The sequence below is a fragment of the Brevundimonas sp. SL161 genome (assembly GCF_049896985.1).
Taxonomy (GTDB): Bacteria; Pseudomonadota; Alphaproteobacteria; order Caulobacterales; family Caulobacteraceae; genus Brevundimonas.
The window spans coordinates 32,299-52,144 of the sequence record NZ_JAFCVJ010000016.1 but is presented as its reverse complement, the minus strand read 5'-3'; the positions used below and the strand labels follow the sequence as shown (position 1 = coordinate 52,144).

The window sequence follows — 19,846 nt, the reverse complement described above, 5'->3', positions numbered from 1 at the left end:
AGTTGCCGCCTTGGCCGACGTCGTCCTCTACACTAAACCCGGTTGCCCCTACTGCATGGCCGCCATGGGCCTGCTGGCGCGCAAAGGCGTCGACTTCATCGAGATCGTGGCCTCCAACGACCCGGAGAAGAAGGCCGAGATGATCCAGAAATCGGGCGGCAAGGCCACCTTCCCGCAGATCTTCATCGACGGAAAACACATCGGCGGCTCCGACGACATGCACGCCCTGGACCGGCGCGGCCAGCTCGACGAGCTTCTGGCCGCCTGATGTCTTCGGGCCTGCCCATCGCCCTGATCCAGACCCGCACCCCGGGGACGCAGGCTGCGGCGCTGGCCCATGTAGAGCCTCTGATCCGGCAGGCGGCGGCGCACGGGGCGAAATTCATTCTGACGCCCGAGGGGTCGAACCTGCTGGAACAGCGCAAGGACCGCCGCGGTCTCTCCATCGTCAGCGAACGGCAGGACGCCGTCGTCCTGGGCCTGCGCCATCTGGCGGCGGAGCTGGACGTCTGGATCCTGATGGGCTCAGCCATCGTCAAGTCGGAGCAGGCCGGAGACGACCGGGCCGCCAACCGTTCCCTGCTGATCGACGCCCACGGCGGCATCGTCGCCCGCTATGACAAGCTGCACGTGTTCGACGTCGACCTGCCGAATGGCGAGACTCACCGCGAGAGCTCGACGATCCGGCCCGGCGACGGCGCGGTCGTGGCCGACACGCCCTGGGGCCGTCTGGGCCTGACGGTCTGCTACGACATCCGCTTCCCACACCTGTTCCGCCAGCTGGCCAAGGCCGGCGCCGGCATGATCTCGGTTCCGGCCGCCTTCACCGTCCCGACGGGCGAGGCCCACTGGGAGACCCTGCTGCGCGCCCGCGCCATCGAGACCGGCGCCTTCGTCCTGGCTCCCGCCCAGGGCGGGACGCACGAGGACGGCCGGAGGACCTGGGGCCGCTCGACCGTCGTCGGTCCCTGGGGCGAGGTGATCGCCAAGCTGGATCACGACGAGCCGGGCGTGCTGTACGCGAAGCTGGACTTCTCGGCCGTCGAGAAGGCCCGGTCTTCCGTGCCCGCCCTGCGTCACGACCGGGAGTTCACGGCGCCATGATCCGTTACGCCCTCGTCTGCGATCACGCCCACCCGTTCGAAGCCTGGTTCGGGTCGTCCGACGCCTATGACGATCAGGCGGCGCGCGGCCTCGTCGAATGCCCCTTCTGCGGCTCCCACGCCGTATCGAAACAGATCATGGCGCCGGCCCTCGCGGGCACGAAGACTCGCGGTGCCGATCCCGATCTGGCGGCCCGGGTCCAGACGATGATGATGCAGGCCGCCCGCGAGGTGCGCAGCCATGTCGAGCAGAATTTTGACTATGTCGGGGATTCGTTCGCCCGCGAAGCCCGCGCCATCCACGAGGGCGCCGCCGAGAAGCGCGAGATCTACGGCGAAGCCACGCCCGCCGAGGTCAGGGCGCTGAAGGAGGACGGCGTCCCCTGCGCCGCCCTGCCGCCAGTCCCGGTGGATCCGGCCAAGACGAACTGAGGTCCCTTCCCTCCGTGCATCCCGGCCAGGGCCGGGATCCAGATCACGGACACGGGCAGGTTGGACGACGGACCTGGGCCCCCTGAAACGCGTCATTCCATCTAGACCCCGGCCTTCGCCGGGGTGCACGGTAGGAGGGGTTGGGGGATCGCCGCTTGAGCACTGAAGACCGTTACGCCGAGTTTCCGCCGCCGCCGTCCCTTGCCCCCTGGGTCAAGGTGGTCTGGACCTACGCCAGTCCCGAGCCGTCGGACACCGTCCAGCGGATCGCCCCGGACGGCTGTCCCGAACTGATCCTCGACATCGGCGCGCCGTATGAAGAGCAGGGGCCGAACGGCGTCTGGAGCCTCCAGCCCAGGGCCCTGTTCGCCGGCCAGATGACCCGACCCATCGCCATCCGTCCGGTCGGGCCGGTGGAGCTCGTCGCTGTCCGTTTCCATCCCGACGGCGCGAGGGATTGGCTGGACGCTTCGTTGAGCACCGCCACAGACCAGCGGCTGGACATGGTCGCGCGGCTTGTGGGCGTCGCCCCGCCTGCCGGCGATCCGGAGGCGCAGGCGAAGGCCATGACCGACCGGCTGGAGGCGCTGCGACTCCAACAGGGCTGGACCGTCGATCCGGTCGTCCGCGCCGAGGTCGAGGCGATGATGGACGATGCGCCCGCCGCAGTGCGCGCCCCCGCCGGCCAGCGCGCGATGCAGCGCCGCTTTCTCGACCGGGTCGGCGTCTCGCCCCGGATGCTGCGCTCCGTGCTGCGGTTCCGGCGGGTGTTCGACCATGCGCTGGAACCGACGCCCGAGGCGGGAGGCTGGCTGGAGGCGGGGCTGGGCGCCGGCTATTTCGACCAGCCGCAGATGGCACGCGACTTCCGCCGTTTCCTCGGCTGCACGGCGACCGAATGGGCGCGCGAACAGGTCGAACTGGCCCGCGCCATCGCGTCGCAAACCTACAAGCCTGGCCCGCCGCACCTAGCCTAGCCTTACCTCATCGCCGTCTGACGCGGCCTTGGAGGACAAACCATGATCCTGACCGCCCTGTTCGTCGCCGGCCTGACCCAGGCCGCGCCCATCACCGCCGACCAGTTGTCGTGGATGAGCGGCTACTGGCTGTCGTGCGACGGCGGCCGCGAGGTCTCGGAAACCTGGACCGATCCGCGCGGCGGGCTGATGGCGGGACACGCGGTGACCCTGCAGAACGGCCGGGCCAGTTTCGAACTGTCGCGCATCGCTCCGACCACGGCCGGAGCGCCCGGCGTCGCCTATTTCGCCGGGGTCGAGGGCGCGCGCGCCGTAGTCTTCCCCGTCGTGGAGGCTGGCGGGACGCGCGTGGTGTTCGAGAACGCCGCCCACGACTTTCCCCAGCGCGTCATCTACGAACGCGACGGAGATGTCCTGAAGGCCCGCATCGAGGGAGATATGGGCGACCGGCAACAGGCGATGGCATGGGAATATCGCAAGGCGGACCTGAACGCGCGCTGCCCGGGCTGACCACCGGCTGGCGGTCGATGACGGCTGCGGATCTCGATCGCGTCGCCGGGATCGCCGTCATCGGTTTTCCCAACCATTTCGAGGGCCGGGACTGTTTCGAGAACCGGCTCGCCCTCAACCCGGCGGGCTGTTTCGTGCTCCAGACGCCGGGCGGGCTGGAGGGCTATCTGGTCGCCTATCCGTGGACGAGGGACGCAGCGCCGACGCTCAACACCCTGATCGAGGCGATTCCAGCGGACGCCTCGATCCTCTATCTGCACGACCTCGTCCTGACGCCCGCGATGCGGGGGCAGGGCTGGTCGAGGCCGGCGGTGGCCGCTGTGGTCGATCTGGCCAGGGCGAGCGGCCGGACGACGATCGCCCTGGTCGCCGTCAATGACGCCGTCGACTTCTGGCGCGGTCATGGCTTCGAGCTGCGCGAGACGCCGGAGATGGCGGCCAAACTGGCCAGCTACGGCTCAGACGCCCGCTATATGACGAGAGCGCTCTAGCTGCGGGTCCAGCCCTTTTCGGCCATGCAGACGACGAAGGCGTCGCGGCTTTCGGTGCGGTCGTCGCACTCCTCGCGGGCGGCGTCGAACGGCTGGGCATTGTTGCCGTGCCAGGAGTCGTCGCCGTCGGCGTCGATCACGGTGATGCAGCCCGAGGCCATCAGGGCGGCGGAGACGGTGGCGAGAATCAGCAGGCGTTTCATTGCGGAGGCTCCATTGCGATGGCTCCTCGTTGCCACCGCGCGCGGCCAAAATCCCGTTACAAGTCTGACAGCTGGATGAAATCTCCGTAAGCTTTGCGGTCAGTCCCGTGTGGCCAGCATCATGTAGTTGACGTCGGCCCCGGCGCTCTCGCTCCAGCGGTCGCTGAGCGGCGAATAGTTCAGGCCGAAGGGGCCTGTCACCGCTACCGGCTCGGTCGACAGCATCGACCGGATCTCGTCCGGCTTGAGGAATTGACGCCAGTCGTGCGTGCCCGCAGGCACCCAGCGCAGGATGTATTCGGCCGCGATCTTGCCAAGCGCCAGCGACTTCAGCGTCCGGTTCAGGGTGGCGACGACCAGGATCCCGCCGGGCGCGATCAACCGCGCACAGGCCCGGATGAAGGCCTCCGGGTCGGCCACATGCTCGATGATTTCCAGCACCAGAACGACGTCAAACGGTCCCGCGCCTTCCGCTTCGACCTGCTCCACCGTCGCGGCGCGATAGGCGATGTCGAGACCCTGTTCGGCCGCATGGGCCCGGGCCGTGCCGATGTTCTCGGATGAGGCGTCGACGGCGGTGACGGCAAACCCCATTCGCCTCATCGGCTCGGCGATCAGGCCGCCGCCGCAGCCGATGTCGATCAGGCTCAGGCCCTCGAACGGCGCGCGCGTCCTGGGGTCGCGCCCGAACCGTTCGGCCACCCGGTCGCGGATGAAGGCCAGCCGCGCCGGGTTGAACCGGTGCAGGGGGGCGAACGGGCCGCTCGCGTCCCACCATTCCGCCGCCTGGGCCGAGAACCGGGCCACGTCGGCGGGATCGATGCTGGCGCCTTCGGCTATATCGGCAAAACCCTGCCCCGTTTGGGGTTTGCGCATCGTCGACGGGTCGGTAGAAGCGGCCATGGCGGCAAGGGTGAACCCCTTTTGCGGCTTTCTGGCAAGACGGGGACGAACGCCACGATGACGCGGCCGACCAACACACGACTGGTGATGAAGTTCGGCGGCACGTCGATGGGCGACCTCGAGCGCATTCGTCGCGCCGCCCGGATCATCGCCGCCGAGGTCAAGGCCGGCCATTCGGTGGCCGTCGTCGTCTCGGCAATGGCGGGCAAGACCAATGAACTGGTGGCCTGGACGGACGGCGCGGGAAGCGCCGCCGCCGGCCTGCCGCTGTCGGACGATGAGTACGACGTCGTCGTCGCCTCGGGCGAACAGGTGACCTCAGGTCTTCTGGCCATCACCCTGCGCAACATGGGCCTGAACGCGCGCAGCTGGATGGGCTGGCAGATTCCGATCCTCACCGACGAGGATCACGCCCGCGCTCGCATCGTCGACGTGCCGGGCGAGACACTGGGCGCCGCGCTGGACGCCGGGGAGATCGCGGTCATCCCGGGCTTCCAGGGCGTCTCGCCGACCGGCCGGATCACCACCCTGGGCCGGGGCGGATCGGACACCTCGGCCGTGGCCGTGGCCGCCGCTCTGGGTTGCGGCTGCGACATCTATACGGACGTGGACGGGGTCTATACGACCGACCCGCGCATCGAGAGCCGGGCCCGCCGGCTGGAAAAGGTCTCCTACGAGGAGATGCTGGAAATGGCGTCGCTCGGGGCCAAGGTGCTCCAGACCCGATCGGTCGAACTGGCCATGGGCATGCAGGTCCCGGTGCGCGTGCTGTCCAGCTTCATCGAACCCGACGAAAACGGCGTGTTGCCCGCCAAGTCCGGCACCCTGATCTGCGACGAGGAGGAAATCGTGGAAAAACGCATCGTGTCCGGCGTGACCATGAGCCGCGACGAGGCCCGTATCACCCTGCTGGGCCTGTCCGACCGGGTCGACGCCCCCGCCGATGTCTTCACCCGCCTGGCCGAGGCCAGCGTCAACGTGGACATGATCGTCCAGTCCCAGGCCCGCACCGAGGGGGCGGTCAACCTGACCTTCACCACCGGCCGGCGAGACGCCGCGCGCGCCGCCGAACTGATGCGCGCGGCCCAGAAGGACATCGGCTTCGAGGAAATCCGCGTCGACGAGGACGTGGCCAAGGTCTCGGTCGTCGGCGTCGGCATGCGCAGTCACGCGGGTGTCGCCCAGACCATGTTCAAGGCCCTGGCGGACAAGGGCGTGAAGTTCCAGGCCATCTCGACCTCGGAAATCAAGATCAGCGTCCTGATCGACGCCGCCTATGCCGAGCTGGCCGTTCGCGCCCTGCATTCGGCCTATGGGCTGGAAGCGGTATAGTATCGGCTGAACCCGTCCCCATCCCGGGGGCGGACAGGGAGACCGGATGGCCATAGCGGGCGGAGCGATGACCAGGGGACCTCGCGTCCTCCTGCGCCAGATCCGCGAGGCGATGGCCGATGGCGGCCCCGCCCAGGGTCGTCTGGACGTCGTGGTCACCACCATCGCCCAGTCGATGGTGGCCGAGGTCTGCTCCATCTATCTGCGCCGGGCCTCGGGCGAGCTTGAGCTGTTCGCCACCCACGGCCTGAACCGCGACGCCGTCCACGCCACCCGCCTGAAGCCCGGCGAGGGTCTGGTCGGCGAGGTGGCGCGCCTGGCCCAGCCGATCAGCCTGTCGGACGCGCCGAGCCACCCCAGCTTCTCCTACCGGCCGGAGACGGGCGAGGATCCCTATCATGCCTTCCTCGGCGCCCCGCTGCTGCGTGGAGGTCGGGCCATCGGCGTCCTGGTCGTCCAGAACCGGGCCGAGCGCCGCTACGATCCCGACGAGGTCGAGGACATCCAGACCATCGCCATGGTCCTGGCCGAGACCGTCGCTTCGGGCGAACTGCTGGCCCAGGAGGAGCTGCGTGACATCGAGGTCGCGCCCCACCGGCCCGAACGCATCAAGGGCCAACGGTTCGCCGAAGGTCTGGCCTTCGGCCGCGTGGTCCTGCACGAGGCGCCCCTGCCGCCGGAACGGCTTCTGGCCGAGAACCAGCAGGTCGAGGAAATCCGCCTGCGCGAGGGGCTCACGGTCCTCAAGACCTCCATCGACGCCCTGCTCGACGGCGGACAGGGCAAGCTGTCAGGCCAGTCGTTCGAGGTGCTGGAAACCTACCGCATGTTCGCCGACGACCGGGGCTGGAACCGGTCTCTGGAGGAGGCGGTCCGGGGCGGATTGACCGCCGAGGCGGCGGTCGACCGGGTGCGCAACGAACACCGCGCCCGCTTCGCCCAGGCCCGCGATCCCTATATCAAGGAACGGCTGCACGACTTCGAGGACCTGGCCAACCGGCTGCTGCGGGTGCTGGGCGGCGAGAAGCCGGGGCAGCGCGTCCTGCCCGACGACGCCATCCTCGTGGCGCGCAACCTCGGTCCGGCCGACCTGCTGGAGTATCCGCGGCACAAGCTGAAGGGCCTGCTGATCGAGGAAGGCTCGGCGGCCAGCCACGCCGCCATCGTCGCCCGCGCCCTCCAGATTCCCTGTGTCGGCCGTCTGCAGGGCGTGCGCGACCGGCTGAGCGAGGGCGACCTCGTCATCGTCGACGGAGAGACCGGCGAAGCGTATCTGCGACCCCGTCCCGACATGTTGGAATCGATCCAGTCGCGCATGGCCGTGCGCGAACAGCGGCAGGCCGAGTTCGCCAAGCTGCGCGACGTCCCGGCCGTGACCGTCGATGGAACCCGTATCACCCTGTTGACCAACGCTGGCCTTGCTGTCGACCTGGAGAACCTGGATGAGACCGGCGCCGAGGGCATCGGCCTTTTCCGCACCGAGTTCCAGTTCATGGTGTCGGAGGAACTGCCGCGCCTGAACTCCCAGACGGCCCTGTACAAACTGGTGCTCGACGCGGCCGGTGACCGGCCCGTCACCTTCCGCACCCTCGACATCGGCGGCGACAAGGTCCTGCCCTATATGGAGACCACCGAGCGGGAGGAGAATCCCGCCCTGGGACGGCGCGCCATCCGCCTGGGTCTCGACCGCCCCTCCCTGCTTCGTCTTCAGTTGCGCGCGCTTCTGGCCGCGGGGGCCGGGCGGGAGCTGCGCGTCATGTTCCCGATGATCGCCACGGTGGACGAATTCCGCGCCGCCCGGGAACTGGTCGATGTGGAATGCGAATGGGCCCGGCGTCGCGGTCGGCCCCTGCCCGCGACCCTGCGCGTCGGGGCGATGATCGAATGCCCAAGCCTGCTCTGGCACCTGGACGCCCTGCTGCCGATGACCGATTTCGTCTCGGTCGGCTCCAACGATCTGTTCCAGTACATGTACGCCGCCGACCGGACCAATCCCCTGGTCTCGGATCGCTACGACGCCCTGTCACCGCCGGCCCTGCGCGCCCTGCAATCGATCCAGAAGGCCTGCACCGAGACCGGAACGCCCGTTTCGGTCTGCGGCGAGCTGGCCGGCCGGCCGCTGGAGGCCTTCGCCCTGATCTGCCTCGGCTTCACCCGGCTGTCGGCGCCGGCGGGCGGCATCGGACCGGTCAAACGGATGATCCTGACGACCGATCTGACGGCGGCGAAACGCGGCATGAACAACCTGCTCGGATCATCGGCCGGATCGATCCGCAGCGAAATCGAAAGCCTGGCCCGGAAGTTGAACGTCGGTTCGTGATCCGTCCCGTCCGGGGACGGATTCAAGCTTAACAAGGCGTTGAACCGGCGGCTGAAATGGGTTATCCACAGGACGATATGAGTGGGCCTCCGGGGGGAGGCGGGATCCGTCATACCAACGTGGTAAGCGGGTCCTGGTCGAGTACGGCGCGGCTGGAATTCCCGGTCGGGCCGAGTGTGGGGCGACGCGTCATGGCGCTGGATACGGGGAATGTCCCCGATGAATTTCGGGCTTATCCGGACTGGAAGGACCCTGTGCCCTCCATCACAGACGCGGCGACTCTGGGCGACGGCCTGCGCAAGGCCCGCGAACTCTCCGGCAAGTCCATGGCCGAACTCTCCGCCGACACCCGGGTGCACCAGCGCTATCTGAACGCGCTCGAGGAAAACAATATCTCCGGCCTGCCGTCGCGCGTATTCGCCATCGGCTATGTGCGCGCCTATGCCGGCGCCCTGGGCCTCGACGAACAACTGGCGGTCGAACGCTACAAACGCGAGACGCCGGACGCCTCGGTGCCGCTGCAGGCGCCGACCGGCGTCGCCTTCGAGGAGGTGCGTCGCTATTCGCCGCGCATCGTCGGCGGCATCCTGATCGTGGTCGTGGCAGTCATCGGCTGGAACGTGTTCCAGCGCGTCAGCCTAATCCGCGCGCCCCAGCCCTCCGACATCGCCGAGGTTCCCGAAAGCTGGAGCCTCGGAGACGTTCCGGGCCAGAGCGGCCTGCGCGTCGGCGCGCCCCAACCGGCTCCGGCCGACCAGACTACGCCTGTCCTCTACATCACGCCCGGCCTGGAGGCGCAGTTGACCGGCGTCGATCCGTCCGACACCGCCGCCGTCGCGGCGGCTGCGGTGGCGAACGCCCCGCCCGTCCAGGCCGCCTTCAACCCGCGCGGCGCTGTCTACGGCGCCTCGGCCACCGCATCCCAGGTCGTGCTCCAGGCCCGCAAGACCGGCGCCCTGATCGTCAAACTGTCTGACGGCAGCGTCCTGTTCGCTCGCCAGCTCGCAGCCGGAGAGGCCTGGCGCGCTCCGATCGGCCTGTCCGGGACCATCGACGTTTCCGATCCCGCCGCCTTCGACGTCTATCTGAACGGAGAGCATGGCGGGGCCCTGCCCGCCGCACTGACGCCGCTCAGCCAGTTGAACACCCGCGCCGCCACCCTCGCCCGCCAGACCGCGGCCCAGGTCCAGGCCCAGGCCCTCGCCGCCCAGGCCGCAGCAGCCCGCGCGGCGGCCTCGACCCAGCAGGCGTCCATGGTTCAGGCCGTCTCGACCGGGCAGCAGACCTTGGCGCGCTGATCTCGCCTCCTCCCTGTCACGCAGCGATGGGGAGGTGGCAGCGAGCCCTTCGCGAGCTGACGGAGGGGTTCTTGCCGCACGCAGAACCCCTCCGTCTCTCCGCTACGCTTCGAGCCACCTCCCCACGCCTGCGGCGCAGGGAGGAGACAGCAAGCCGTCATGGCCTTGTCTCCGCTCCGCGCCTATATTGATCCTGTCATGAGCGACCATTCCCACATCCGTCCCTGGCGCCACATCGAGCGCCGGAAGTCTCGCCAGATCATGGTGGGCAATGTCGCGGTCGGCGGCGATGCCCCGATCAGCGTCCAGTCGATGACCAACACCCTGACCTCGGACGCCAATGCGACCATCGGTCAGATCCGCGAGCTGGAAGAGGCCGGGGCCGACATCGTCCGCGTCTCCTGCCCCGACGAGGCCTCGACGGCCGCCTTCCGCACCATCGCCCGTGAGGCGAAGGTCCCGCTCGTGGCCGACATTCATTTCCACTACAAACGCGGCATCGAGGCGGCCGAGGCCGGCGCTGCCTGTCTGCGCATCAATCCGGGCAATATCGGCAATGCCAGCCGCGTCCGCGACGTCATCCAGGCGGCCAAGGACCACGGCTGCTCCATGCGCATCGGCGTCAATGCCGGCTCGCTGGAGAAGGAATTGCTGGAGAAATACGGCGAGCCCTGCCCCGAGGCCATGGTCGAATCGGCCCTGAACCACGCCCGCATCCTGCAGGATCACGACTTCCACGAGTTCAAGATCTCGGTGAAGGCCTCCGATCCCTTCCTGACCGTCGCCGCCTACCAGCAGCTGGCCGAGGCCATCGACTGCCCGCTGCACCTCGGCGTCACCGAAGCCGGCCCGCTGCGTTCCGGCACGATCAAATCGGCCATCGGCATGGGCAATATGCTGTGGGCCGGGATCGGCGACACCATCCGGGTCAGTCTTGCCGCGGACCCGGTCGAGGAGATCAAGGTCGGGTTCGACATCCTGAAGTCGCTCGGCCTGCGCCACCGGGGCGTCAACATCATCGCCTGCCCGTCGTGCGCGCGTCAGGGCTTCAACGTCGTCGAGACGGTCGGCCTCCTGGAAGAGAAGCTGGCCCATGTGACCACGCCCATGTCGCTGTCGATCATCGGCTGCGTCGTCAACGGCCCCGGCGAGGCGCTCTACACCGACGTGGGCTTCACCGGCGGCGGCGCCGGCTCGGGCATGGTCTACCTGAACGGCAAGATGGCCCACAAACTGGCCAATGGCGGGATGATCGAACACATCGTAGAGCTGGTGGAGGCCCGCGCGGCCGAACTGGACGCCGCCCGCAACGCCGCCCTCGAAGCCGCCGAGTGACGACGAAGCTCTACATCGCCGCCCCCTCGCCCTTCGCCCGCAAATGCCGCATCGTGGCCCGCCAGAAGGGGCTGGCCGACCGGATCGCGGAGATCGCGGTCGATCGCTACGCCTGATCCGGCCTCAGGCCAGCACGCCCGCCAGCTGCAATCCCTGGACGCCGGCCAGCAGCAACAGCACGATCCCGACTCCATAGGCGAGAACCCGCCGCGGCACCCGTTTGGCGATGAGGCCGGCGAAGGGCGCCGCCGCCAGCCCGCCGACCACCAGTCCGGCCACGGCTGAGGCATGGTTGGTCAGGGCGTCCGCGTCCTTCCAGTGTCCGGTCACCAGGGCCCAGACGAAGGTCGCCGAGATGGCCACTGTCAGAAAGAATTCGGCGGTGTTGACCGTGCCGATGGCGCGGCGCGGCTCCTGACCGGCCCCCACGAGGGTCGAGGACACCGTCGGGCCCCAGCCTCCACCGCCGATGGCGTCCAGAAAGCCGCCGATCAGCCCCAGCGGGGCAGTCACCCATGAGCGTATTCGGCGCAGGGGGATGTCATGCCCGGCGCGCCACAGGATGTAGACCCCCATCAGCGCCAGATAGGCGACCACGAACGGCTTGATGACCCTGCCGTCAATGCCGGCCAGCACATAGGCGCCCAGACAGCCGCCGATCACCCCGGCGACCGCAAGCGGCGTCAGCAGCCGCCAATCGACGTTGCGATGCCAGATATGGCTGCCGGCCGAGGCGGCGGTGGTGAAGACCTCAGCCCCGTGCACGCTGGCCGAGGCCGTAGCGGGCGGCACGCCCAAGGCCAGAAGCACCGACGACGATATCACTCCATAGGCCATGCCCAGGGCGCCATCGACCGCCTGGGCGACCAGGCCGACCAGCAGAAACAGCAAGAACGTGTCCATTCGGCCCCTGTAGGGTATCGATCGTGCGTCCCGGGAAGCGTCACCGGTCCCGCCTTAACCGATTTTACCCGATCGGGTTGCCTCGCTACACACCCTCAAACGGACTTGTCAGCGGCGACTCTCCGCCGCGCCGCCAGCACCTGGCGGCGGCCCCGCAAGAAACGAGGGCTCAGTTCGCCACCGCCCCCGCCTTCGGCGCCGCCACCGTGCGGCCGAGGTCGCTGGCGAGGCTGCGCCAGACCTGGATGGGATCGTCGAGCTGCTGCGGGCCCGCGCCCGCGCTCAGGAGGACGTCGTACTGGGCCACGGCCTGGGGGTCGGCGCCTTCGGTTTCTGGCGCGGCGTAGAAGGCCTTCACGAAGCGGCGGTCGCCGTTCCAGCGCGAGACGATGTCCGGCGTGGCGTCGGCTCCGGAGAAGACGGCCGTGAACTGCACGTCCGGGCAGGAGCCGTCGGTGCAGGAAAACAGGGTCATGACCCAGCGCATCGGGCCGTCATCGACGCGCAGATAGACCCGGTCGGCGTTCGTCTGGGGCGGGGCGACGGTCAGGCCGGCGGCGGTCAGCCGGCCGGTGATCTCCGCCACCGTCAGGCCATTCCAGCGGGCCGGGGCTGACTGGGTCGCGGGCGCAGCGGGCGCGTCCTGGGCGAGGGCCGGGGCGGCGGTGACGGCGAGGAGGGCGGCGGCGGCGGCGGTGAGGGATTTCATGGGCATGTTCCGTTGAGAGGGCGAGCCTAGAGGGCTTTGCGGCGAACGGAAGGCCGGCAAGGGGTTCAGTCCGTGTGCTCGGCCTGTTCCAGCCAGGACTGCGACGACATCTCGTTCAGACGGGACACCGTGCGTTCGAACTCGAAGGCGCCGTCGCCGGTCGGATAGAGGCTTTCGGGGGCGCCGGCCGCCATGGCGACCAGGCGTGTCTTGGCCTCATACAGGGCGTCGATCAGGGTGACGAAGCGGCGGGCGGCCTGTCGATTGTCGGGCGTCAACAGAGGCACGCCGTCGAGGAAGAGGGTGTGGAACCGCCCGGCGATAGCCAGATAGTCCTGCGGCCCCAGGGGCTGTTCGCACAGTTCGGCGAAGGTGGCGCGGGCTAGGCCGCCGGCGGTGCGCGCGATGACCACGTCGCGGCCCAGAACGGCCAGATGCGCCGGGCATTCGGGCGTGTCGCCCTTCAGGTCGATCCACAGCTGTTCGAAACCCTCGCGGCGGGCGCCGGCCTCGCCCCCCTGCTGCTTTCCAAGGTCATACCAGACGCGGGAGGCCTTGATCCGGTCGAGCCGCCAGTCCCGCGCGCCCGAGAGCTCGACGACCTGGCAGCGCTCCTTGATCCGTTCAATGAAGGGGACGAACAGGGGGCGGTTGATGCCATCCTTGTAAAGGGCGTCCGGGGCGCGGTTGGAGGTGATGCAGACCACGACCTTCCTCTCGAACAGGGCGTCGAACAGCCGGCCCAGGATCATGGCGTCGGCGATGTCGGTGACCTGGAGCTCGTCGAAGCACAGCAGCCGCGCTTCCGAGGCGATCAGGGCGGCGACCGGCTCGATGGGGTCGTCGCCCTTGTGGGTTCCGAAGACGTCCTGACGGGTCTTTTTGTCACCCTCGCGCCACTGGCGGATCAGGTCGTGGACCCGGGCCATGAAGGCGTGAAAATGGGCGCGGGTCTTTCGCGTCTCCGGCGCGTTGGCGCAGAACAGGTCCATCAGGATGGATTTGCCGCGCCCGGGCGGGCCCCACAGGTAGACGCCCCGTACCTCGGAGACACCGCCGAACAGGCCTCGCCTGCCAAGGCCCTTCTCCAGGCGTGTCAGGGCGTCGACGGCCTTCTTCTGCGCCGCATCGGCGGTCCACTGGCCGGACTTGAGACGATCGGCATAAGCGCGGGCAATGTGTGACGGCATGGAACTGGGCCTTAACCGGCCCGCCTCCGGCTGAAAAGCGGTTGCTTCGCAGGCGCGAACGCCTAAATGCGGAACCCCGAGATTTGCTTATCTCGGACTCCCCAACTTTCGCGCTCAAGCAGCGAGCCACCGCGTGGCGAGCGTTAGCGCGTCCGAAGGACTACGCTTATGGGATATGTTGTCGCTATCGTCGGCGCCACCGGCAATGTCGGGCGCGAAATGCTGACCATCCTCGAGGAACTGGAGTTCCCCGTCGACGAGATGCACGCGGTCGCCTCGCGAAAATCCAAGGGGATGGATGTCGCCTGGGGCGACAAGACCATCAAATGCCAGGACATCGAGAGCTTCGACTTTTCCAGGGTCGACATCGTCCTGATGTCGGCAGGCGGGGACGTGTCGCGCGCCTGGTCCGAGAAGATCGGCAAGCTGGGCCCGATGGTGATCGACAACTCCTCGGCCTTCCGCAAGGACCCGGACGTGCCCCTGATCGTGCCCGAGGTGAACCCGGACGCGATCAAGCTGGCGGGCAGGAAGAACATCATCGCTAACCCCAACTGCTCGACCGCCCAGCTGGTGGTGGCGCTGAAGCCGCTGCACGACGCGGCGAAGGCGAAGCGGGTCGTCGTCTCGACCTATCAATCCGTGTCGGGCGCCGGCAAGGAAGGCATGGACGAGCTGTGGAACCAGACCAAGGCCATCTATGGCCTGGGCGACGCCAAGCCGAAGAAATTCCCCAAGCAGATCGCCTTCAACGTCATCCCCTACATCGGCTCGTTCAACGAGGACGGCTACACCGACGAAGAGCAGAAGATGTCGGACGAGACCCACAAGATGCTGGACCCGAACATCAAGCTGACGGTCACCTGCGTCCGCGTGCCGGTCTTCGTCGGCCACTCCGAGGCCGTGACGGTCGAGTTCGAAAAGCCGATCAGCCCCGACGAGGCGCGCGCCATCCTGCGCGAGGCGCCGGGCGTGCAGGTGATCGATAAGCAGGAGCACGACGGCTATATCACGCCCGTCGATGCGGCCGGCGAGCACGCCGTCTATGTCTCGCGCATCCGCAAGGATCACACGGTCGAGAACGGCCTGGTCTTCTGGGTGGTGTCCGACAACCTGCGCAAGGGCGCGGCCCTGAACGCGGTCCAGATCGCCCAGCTTCTGGACGAGACGGGCACGATCAAGCCGAAGAGCGGATACCGCAGCCTGACCGTCTAGGGCCATGGCGCCGCCGACTCCGACACGCGCCGCCTTCCTGTCGGCGGTGGGTTGCTATGTCATGTGGGGGTTCATGCCCCTGCTGTTCATGGGCCAGGCCGCGCTGGGCTTCTCCGCGCCGGAAATCCTGTCGCACCGCGCCCTCTGGTCTGTGCTGTTCGCCGGCGCCCTGGTGCTGCTGGCCGGGCAGTCGAAACAGGTGCGGGCCGTGCTGGGCCAGCCGAAGACGCTCGCCTGGCTGGCGCTGGCGACCGTGCTGATCGCGGTGAACTGGGGTATCTACGTCTGGGCCACGACCCACCATGCGACGCTGGAAGCCAGCCTGGGCTACTACATCAACCCCCTGCTCAACATGATCGTGGGGCTGTGGCTGTTCCGCGAAAAGATCGACAAATGGGGCTGGGTCGCCATCGGTCTGGCAGCCGTGGGCGTGCTGTTCCAGGCGCTGGCGCTGGGGCGGCCGCCTTGGATCTCCATCGCGCTTGCTCTGAGCTTCGGCGCCTATGGGGTGATCAAGAAACGCATCCCGGTGGACGCCCAGACGGGGCTGTTCATCGAATGCCTGTTGCTGCTCCCGTTCGGTCTGATGTTCGTGATCTGGCTGCAGACGCAGGGACTGGGCCATGGGTTCGCGACATGGGAGGGCTTCGGCTGGGCCCTGCTGAACGGGCCGGCGACCGTGTTCCCCCTCGTGCTGTTCGCCTGGGCGGCGCGGCGGATGCCCCTGTCGACCATGGGCTTCATCCAGTTCCTGGCGCCGACGATGCAGTTCGGCATCGGGCTGGCGACCGGCGAACTGTTCACGCCGCTCCGGGCCGTATCCTTCGCCTTCATCTGGCTGGGCGCCGGGGTGTTCGCGGCGGCGGCCCTGTGGCGGGCGCGGGCGGCCAGGCGGGCGATGGCGGAGACCGCGCAACCGGTCTAGCCTCCCGTCCATGGCGGAGGCCCACCCAGACCTGTCGAAGGCGCAAAAGCGGTGGATCCTGGTCGCTACGGTGCTGGGGTCCAGCCTGACCTTCATCGACGGTTCGGCTCTCGGCGTCGCCCTGCCCGCCATCCAGCGTGACCTCGGGGCGGGGCCGGCGGCGGCGCAATGGATTTCCAACGCCTATCTGCTCACGCTGGGGGCGCTGGTCCTGATCGGCGGGGCGGCGGGGGACCGGTTCGGACGGCGGCGGGTGTTCCTGATCGGGGTCGTCCTGTTCGCCCTGTCGTCCATCGCCTGTGGACTCGCGCCCACCGCGCAACTGTTGATCGCCGGGCGGGCGGCGCAGGGGATCGGCGCGGCCCTGCTGACGCCGGGGGCGCTGGCGTTGATCGGAGCGACCTTTCCGCAAGACGAGCGCGGGGCAGCCTTCGGGGCCTGGGCGGGGGCCGGGGCCCTGTTCGGCATGGTCGGGCCTCTGGTCGGCGGCTGGCTGTCGGACCATGCGGACTGGCGGTTCATCTTCTGGATCAATCTCCCCCTGGCCGTGCTCACGGTGGTCGTGGCGCTGAAGGCAGTGCCGGAGAGCCGGGATGAGAGCGCCACGGGGCTCGACTGGCCTGGCGCAGTGCTCGCCATCGGCGGACTGGGCGCGCTGATCTGGGGGCTGACGGCGGCGCCGGATCTGGGCTGGACACACCCTGGGGTGATAGGCGGATTGATTGGCGGGGTCGTGCTGCTGGCGGGTTTCCTGTGGGCCGAGGCGAAAGGGCCGCATCCGATGATGCCCCTCGGCCTGTTCCGTTCGTCCGTGTTCAGTGGAATCAATCTGTTGACGCTGCTGCTTTATTTCGCGCTCAGCGGGGCGATGTTCTTCCTGCCGTTCGAGCTGATCCGGGTGCACGGGTGGTCGGCGACCGGGGCGGGGTCCGCCATGCTGCCGTTCGCGGCAGTGATGGGGCTGTTCTCGGGCGCGGCGGGCAGGCTGGCCGACCGATTCGGGGCGAAGCTGTCCCTCAGCGTCGGGCCTGTGCTGGCCGGAACTGGCCTGATCCTGCTGGCCCTGATGCCGCCGGACGCCGGCTATGTGGCGGGGCCGCTGGCCGGGATGACGGTGATGGCCGTGGGCATGACCCTGGCCGTCGGGCCGTTGACGGCGGCGGTCATGGGGGCGGTGAGGGAGGGCCACACGGGCGTGGCCTCGGGCGTCAACAACGCCGTGGCCCGGATCGCTGGCCTGCTGGCCGTGGCCCTGCTGGGGGTGCTGTTGTCGGCGGTGTTTGTTTCAGGCCTTGGGTCGGGGGTCGATGCGCCGGATGCGCGGGCTCAGCTCGGCGCGGTGATGGCCGGGGAAGGTCGTGTCCCGGACGGGGCGGTCGCCGCCTTCCACCGGGCCTTCCAGTGGGTGATGCTCGCCTGCGCGGTCTGCGCAGGACTGGCCGGGGTCATCGGGCTGCTGACCGCGCCCGCCAGAATTCAAGAACATGGGGTTCAGAAGGCCGTGTAGAGGGCCTCGATCAATCGTTGCGCCCGGGGGTCGCCGATCAGATACTGGGACTGGCGGGTCATGGCGTAGGCGGCCGACAGCCTGATCTCCGGGTCGACCATGACGCAGCTGCCGCCCCAGCCGCAGTGGCCGACCGCGTCCGGGTTGGGGCCGAAGATGTTGAGCCCCGCGTTGCGCATCAGGCCCGCCGCCCAGGTGATGTCAAAGGGCAGGACCTTGTCCGGTCCCGAAATGCGCGGCTTCGTCGCCTCGGCGAGGACGGCGGGGGAGAGGATGGGCTGGCCGTCGAGCGCGCCCTCGTTGGCGAAGACCCCCATGATGCGGGCGAGGGCCAGGGCCGTGCCGTGCAGGTTGGCGGACGGGATCTCGATGGAGCGCCACTCGGCCGAGCCGCGCCCGCCGGGGGCCGAACCCTTGTCGAGGAAGGCGGCGGTCTTGATGGCGTCGATGGGGCCGAGGTCGGGGGCTTTCGACGGCTTGCGAAGGGCCGCGACGCGGTCGTGCTCGGCCTCGGGCAGGCCGATCCACAGGTCGAGCCCGAACGGCCTGGCGAAATCCTGCCGCAGGGCCTGACCCAGACTGCGGCCGTCAGCGAGGCGATGGACCTCGTTGGCGAGGAAGCCGACCGTAACGGGGTGGTAGCCGGAGGCGGTTCCCGGCGGCCACATCGGCGCCTGGGCGGCCAGGCGGTCGAGCACGGCGCCCTGGTCGAACCAGATGGCGGGATCGACGGGTTCGTCGAAGCCGGGCAGGCCGTCCTGATGCGACAGCAGCTGGGCGACGGTGACCTCGGCCTTGCCGTTGGCGCCATAGGCCGGCCACAGGTGGGCGACCTTCTCCTCATAGGCCAGCCTGCCGCGCTGTACGGCCGAGGCCATCAGCAGGGCCATGACCGCCTTGCCGGACGAGAAGACGGGCACGAGGCTGTTGTCCGTGAAGGGCGTCTTCTCGCGCGGATCGGCGACCCCGGCCCACAGGTCGAGCACCGTCTCGCCGGCGATCACGACCGAGAACCGGGCCCCCTGTTCGTTCAGCCCGTCGGGGGCGTCGGTGAAATTGGCGGCGAAGGCGTCCTTGACCGCGTGGAAACGGGGCGGGCAGAGGCCGGAAATCTCGGGCGCGGATACGGTCATACGGGGCTTGTATCGGCCGTTTGCGACGCCTGCCAGCCGAGGACGCCCTGCGCCGCGACCACGCCGGAGGCGAGGCTGGCCTGCAACAGATAGCCGCCGGTCGGGGCTTCCCAGTCGATCATCTCCCCGGCGACGAAGACTCCGGGCCGTGCGGTCAGCATCAACGATGGACTCACGGCGTCGAAACGCACGCCGCCGGCCGTGGAGATGGCCCGTTCCAGCCCCTGGATGCCGGTCAGCTTCAGGCGCACCGCCTTGATCCGTTTGGCCAGCTTGTCGAACCCCGGCGGAATGTCGCCGATCTCGCGCAGCAGGGCGACGGCGACGGGCGACAGGCCGCCGGCCTTGCGCAGGTGGTTGGTCATGGAATCCTTGCCGCGCGGGCGGGACAGGCGCTCGGCGAGGGCCGCCTCGGTCAGGTCGGGGCGCAGGTCGACGACCAGGGTGGCGGAGCCCTCGGCGGCGATGACGGCGCGCAAGTGCGCGGAGAGGGCGTAGATCGCCCCGCCCTCGACGCCGTAGCGGGTGACGACCATCTCGCCGCGCACCGTCTGCTCGCCGAAGGTCAGGCTGGCGGGCTTGAGCACCTGACCGGCGAACCGTTCGCTCAGGATGTCGGACCAGGCGACGTCGAACCCGGCGTTGGCGGGGACCAGGGGCGAGACGGCGACGCCGTCGCTCTCCAACGTCCGGACCCAGAGGCCGTCGGAGCCCAGCCGGGGCCAGCTGGCGCCGCCCATGGCGAGGACGGTGGCGGCCGGATGCTCGATCCGTTCGCCGTCGGGGGTCTCGAAGGTCAGGGCCTCGTCCCGCCAGCCGGTCCAGCGCGAGCGAGTGCGGATCTCGACGCCGAGCTCGTTCAGTCGGTTCAGCCAGGCGCGCAGCAGGGGCGAGGCCTTCATGGCGCGCGGGAAGACGCGCCCGCTGGAGCCCACAAAGGTCGGCTGGCCCAACCCTTGCGCCCACTGGGTCATGTCGTCGGGCGAAAAGGCTTCGAGCCAGTCGGAGATCGGCTCTGCGGCCTCGGCGTAGCGGGCCAGAAAGGCCGGCTGATCCTCGGTGTGGGTCAGGTTGAGCCCGCCGCGCCCGGCCATCAGCAGCTTGCGCCCGACCGACGGCATGCGGTCGTGGACCACGACGCGGGCGCCGGCCCTGGCCAGGGTCTCGGCGGCCATGAGGCCTGAGGGACCGGCCCCGATGATGTGGACGGCGTGATCGGAGGGGGTGGTCATTGGCGGGGGTGTAACGCGCGAGAGAACGGTCGTCTCCCTCCCACTTGGGGGAGGGTCGTCGCGAAGCGACGGGGTGGGGACGGCAGGGTGATGCGGATGCAGGCCTGCGGGGTTTCCTTGCCGCCCCC

The 19,846-nt window shown here is 69.0% G+C and carries 21 protein-coding genes; 14 read left to right on the top strand and 7 right to left on the bottom strand.

Features of this window, described 5'->3' with window-relative positions; all coding sequences use genetic code 11:
- The first annotated feature begins 10 nt into the window (after positions 1-10).
- The 6 genes from grxC (at position 11) to ACP7AU_RS12045 (ending at position 3,513) form a co-directional block, all read left to right on the top strand.
- Positions 11-268 (top strand): glutaredoxin 3, encoded by a 258-nt coding sequence (gene grxC, locus ACP7AU_RS12070; protein ID WP_426038640.1) that lies wholly within the window; start codon positions 11-13, stop codon positions 266-268.
- Complete coding sequence (locus ACP7AU_RS12065) at positions 268-1,104, top strand: carbon-nitrogen hydrolase family protein (protein WP_426051542.1); 837 nt, start codon at positions 268-270, stop codon at positions 1,102-1,104. Before grxC ends, ACP7AU_RS12065 begins: the two co-directional genes overlap by 1 nt.
- Entirely contained in the window at positions 1,101-1,535 is a 435-nt protein-coding gene (locus ACP7AU_RS12060; protein WP_426038638.1) for a DUF1178 family protein, read from the top strand. The genes ACP7AU_RS12065 and ACP7AU_RS12060 overlap by 4 nt, the downstream gene beginning before the upstream one ends.
- A gap of 155 nt (positions 1,536-1,690) precedes the next feature.
- A complete protein-coding gene (locus tag ACP7AU_RS12055) occupies positions 1,691-2,512 on the top strand; it encodes an AraC family transcriptional regulator (RefSeq protein ID WP_426051541.1) in 822 nt (273 codons plus the stop codon).
- Between the two features lie 42 nt (positions 2,513-2,554).
- Positions 2,555-3,022, top strand: a complete 468-nt coding sequence (locus ACP7AU_RS12050) for a DUF6265 family protein (RefSeq protein ID WP_426051540.1) — start codon at positions 2,555-2,557, stop codon at positions 3,020-3,022.
- On the top strand, positions 2,977-3,513 hold the full coding sequence (locus ACP7AU_RS12045) for a GNAT family N-acetyltransferase (RefSeq protein WP_426051539.1): 537 nt from the start codon (positions 2,977-2,979) through the stop codon (positions 3,511-3,513). The genes ACP7AU_RS12050 and ACP7AU_RS12045 overlap by 46 nt, the downstream gene beginning before the upstream one ends.
- Here the strand turns inward: ACP7AU_RS12045 and ACP7AU_RS12040 are convergent.
- Positions 3,510-3,716 carry a hypothetical protein gene (locus ACP7AU_RS12040; protein ID WP_426038634.1) on the bottom strand — a complete coding sequence of 69 codons (207 nt, stop codon included), beginning with the start codon at positions 3,714-3,716 and terminating at the stop codon, positions 3,510-3,512. The genes ACP7AU_RS12045 and ACP7AU_RS12040 overlap by 4 nt on opposite strands.
- A gap of 99 nt (positions 3,717-3,815) precedes the next feature.
- Positions 3,816-4,592, bottom strand: coding sequence for a bifunctional 2-polyprenyl-6-hydroxyphenol methylase/3-demethylubiquinol 3-O-methyltransferase UbiG (gene ubiG / locus ACP7AU_RS12035; RefSeq protein ID WP_426038724.1), 777 nt, complete (start codon positions 4,590-4,592; stop codon positions 3,816-3,818).
- Between the two features lie 84 nt (positions 4,593-4,676).
- Between ubiG and ACP7AU_RS12030 the strand changes: the two genes are divergently transcribed.
- The 5 genes from ACP7AU_RS12030 (at position 4,677) to ACP7AU_RS12010 (ending at position 11,020) form a co-directional block, all read left to right on the top strand.
- Positions 4,677-5,951 carry an aspartate kinase gene (locus ACP7AU_RS12030; RefSeq protein ID WP_426038633.1) on the top strand — a complete coding sequence of 425 codons (1,275 nt, stop codon included), beginning with the start codon at positions 4,677-4,679 and terminating at the stop codon, positions 5,949-5,951.
- 67 nt (positions 5,952-6,018) lie between these two features.
- Complete coding sequence (gene ptsP / locus ACP7AU_RS12025; RefSeq protein WP_426051538.1) at positions 6,019-8,271, top strand: phosphoenolpyruvate--protein phosphotransferase; 2,253 nt, start codon at positions 6,019-6,021, stop codon at positions 8,269-8,271.
- Positions 8,272-8,525: 254 nt separating this feature from the next.
- Positions 8,526-9,569, top strand: a complete 1,044-nt coding sequence (locus tag ACP7AU_RS12020; RefSeq protein ID WP_426051537.1) for a helix-turn-helix domain-containing protein — start codon at positions 8,526-8,528, stop codon at positions 9,567-9,569.
- Between the two features lie 198 nt (positions 9,570-9,767).
- Positions 9,768-10,904, top strand: a complete 1,137-nt coding sequence (gene ispG / locus ACP7AU_RS12015) for a flavodoxin-dependent (E)-4-hydroxy-3-methylbut-2-enyl-diphosphate synthase (RefSeq protein ID WP_426051536.1) — start codon at positions 9,768-9,770, stop codon at positions 10,902-10,904.
- Positions 10,901-11,020: a glutathione S-transferase N-terminal domain-containing protein gene (locus ACP7AU_RS12010; RefSeq protein ID WP_426038629.1), complete on the top strand. Its 120-nt coding sequence runs from the start codon at positions 10,901-10,903 to the stop codon at positions 11,018-11,020. Before ispG ends, ACP7AU_RS12010 begins: the two co-directional genes overlap by 4 nt.
- Before the next feature lie 7 nt (positions 11,021-11,027).
- Here the strand turns inward: ACP7AU_RS12010 and ACP7AU_RS12005 are convergent, their stop codons facing one another.
- The 3 genes from ACP7AU_RS12005 to zapE form a co-directional block, all read right to left on the bottom strand.
- Positions 11,028-11,795 (bottom strand): sulfite exporter TauE/SafE family protein, encoded by a 768-nt coding sequence (locus ACP7AU_RS12005; protein WP_426051535.1) that lies wholly within the window; start codon positions 11,793-11,795, stop codon positions 11,028-11,030.
- 181 nt (positions 11,796-11,976) lie between these two features.
- Entirely contained in the window at positions 11,977-12,516 is a 540-nt protein-coding gene (locus ACP7AU_RS12000; protein ID WP_426051534.1) for a YbjN domain-containing protein, read from the bottom strand.
- Between the two features lie 65 nt (positions 12,517-12,581).
- Positions 12,582-13,706 carry a cell division protein ZapE gene (gene zapE / locus ACP7AU_RS11995; RefSeq protein WP_426051533.1) on the bottom strand — a complete coding sequence of 375 codons (1,125 nt, stop codon included), beginning with the start codon at positions 13,704-13,706 and terminating at the stop codon, positions 12,582-12,584.
- Between the two features lie 168 nt (positions 13,707-13,874).
- Here zapE and ACP7AU_RS11990 point away from each other — a divergent pair, with 168 nt between their 5' ends.
- From ACP7AU_RS11990 to ACP7AU_RS11980, 3 genes are read left to right on the top strand one after another with little or no spacing between them, the layout of a single operon-like run.
- Complete coding sequence (locus ACP7AU_RS11990; protein WP_426038625.1) at positions 13,875-14,921, top strand: aspartate-semialdehyde dehydrogenase; 1,047 nt, start codon at positions 13,875-13,877, stop codon at positions 14,919-14,921.
- A 4-nt stretch (positions 14,922-14,925) separates the two neighbouring features.
- Positions 14,926-15,846, top strand: a complete 921-nt coding sequence (rarD, locus tag ACP7AU_RS11985; protein ID WP_426038624.1) for an EamA family transporter RarD — start codon at positions 14,926-14,928, stop codon at positions 15,844-15,846.
- A gap of 10 nt (positions 15,847-15,856) precedes the next feature.
- On the top strand, positions 15,857-17,353 hold the full coding sequence (locus ACP7AU_RS11980) for an MFS transporter (protein ID WP_426051532.1): 1,497 nt from the start codon (positions 15,857-15,859) through the stop codon (positions 17,351-17,353).
- On the opposite strand, the gene ACP7AU_RS11975 is transcribed toward ACP7AU_RS11980, so the two are convergent.
- Together ACP7AU_RS11975 and ACP7AU_RS11970 are read right to left on the bottom strand one after the other, a co-directional pair.
- On the bottom strand, positions 17,338-18,486 hold the full coding sequence (locus ACP7AU_RS11975; RefSeq protein ID WP_426038622.1) for a serine hydrolase domain-containing protein: 1,149 nt from the start codon (positions 18,484-18,486) through the stop codon (positions 17,338-17,340). The genes ACP7AU_RS11980 and ACP7AU_RS11975 overlap by 16 nt on opposite strands.
- A complete protein-coding gene (locus tag ACP7AU_RS11970) occupies positions 18,483-19,718 on the bottom strand; it encodes an NAD(P)/FAD-dependent oxidoreductase (RefSeq protein ID WP_426051531.1) in 1,236 nt (411 codons plus the stop codon). Before ACP7AU_RS11970 ends, ACP7AU_RS11975 begins: the two co-directional genes overlap by 4 nt.
- Between the last annotated feature and the right edge of the window lie 128 nt (positions 19,719-19,846).

What these genes read in the sequence shown, in the direction of transcription:
- ACP7AU_RS12065 (WP_426051542.1), top strand. Translation starts at nt 268, where the DNA reads ATGTCTTCGGGCCTGCCCATCGCCCTGATCCAGACCCGCACCCCGGGG.
- ACP7AU_RS12060 (WP_426038638.1), top strand. Translation starts at nt 1,101, where the DNA reads ATGATCCGTTACGCCCTCGTCTGCGATCACGCCCACCCGTTCGAAGCC.
- ACP7AU_RS12050 (WP_426051540.1), top strand. Translation starts at nt 2,555, where the DNA reads ATGATCCTGACCGCCCTGTTCGTCGCCGGCCTGACCCAGGCCGCGCCC.
- ACP7AU_RS12045 (WP_426051539.1), top strand. Translation starts at nt 2,977, where the DNA reads ATGGGAATATCGCAAGGCGGACCTGAACGCGCGCTGCCCGGGCTGACC.
- ACP7AU_RS12040 (WP_426038634.1), bottom strand. Translation starts at nt 3,716, where the DNA reads ATGAAACGCCTGCTGATTCTCGCCACCGTCTCCGCCGCCCTGATGGCC.
- ubiG (WP_426038724.1), bottom strand. Translation starts at nt 4,592, where the DNA reads ATGCGCAAACCCCAAACGGGGCAGGGTTTTGCCGATATAGCCGAAGGC.
- ACP7AU_RS12030 (WP_426038633.1), top strand. Translation starts at nt 4,677, where the DNA reads ATGACGCGGCCGACCAACACACGACTGGTGATGAAGTTCGGCGGCACG.
- ptsP (WP_426051538.1), top strand. Translation starts at nt 6,019, where the DNA reads ATGACCAGGGGACCTCGCGTCCTCCTGCGCCAGATCCGCGAGGCGATG.
- ispG (WP_426051536.1), top strand. Translation starts at nt 9,768, where the DNA reads ATGAGCGACCATTCCCACATCCGTCCCTGGCGCCACATCGAGCGCCGG.
- ACP7AU_RS12000 (WP_426051534.1), bottom strand. Translation starts at nt 12,516, where the DNA reads ATGAAATCCCTCACCGCCGCCGCCGCCGCCCTCCTCGCCGTCACCGCC.
- zapE (WP_426051533.1), bottom strand. Translation starts at nt 13,706, where the DNA reads ATGCCGTCACACATTGCCCGCGCTTATGCCGATCGTCTCAAGTCCGGC.
- ACP7AU_RS11990 (WP_426038625.1), top strand. Translation starts at nt 13,875, where the DNA reads ATGGGATATGTTGTCGCTATCGTCGGCGCCACCGGCAATGTCGGGCGC.
- rarD (WP_426038624.1), top strand. Translation starts at nt 14,926, where the DNA reads ATGGCGCCGCCGACTCCGACACGCGCCGCCTTCCTGTCGGCGGTGGGT.
- ACP7AU_RS11980 (WP_426051532.1), top strand. Translation starts at nt 15,857, where the DNA reads ATGGCGGAGGCCCACCCAGACCTGTCGAAGGCGCAAAAGCGGTGGATC.
- ACP7AU_RS11975 (WP_426038622.1), bottom strand. Translation starts at nt 18,486, where the DNA reads ATGACCGTATCCGCGCCCGAGATTTCCGGCCTCTGCCCGCCCCGTTTC.
- ACP7AU_RS11970 (WP_426051531.1), bottom strand. Translation starts at nt 19,718, where the DNA reads ATGACCACCCCCTCCGATCACGCCGTCCACATCATCGGGGCCGGTCCC.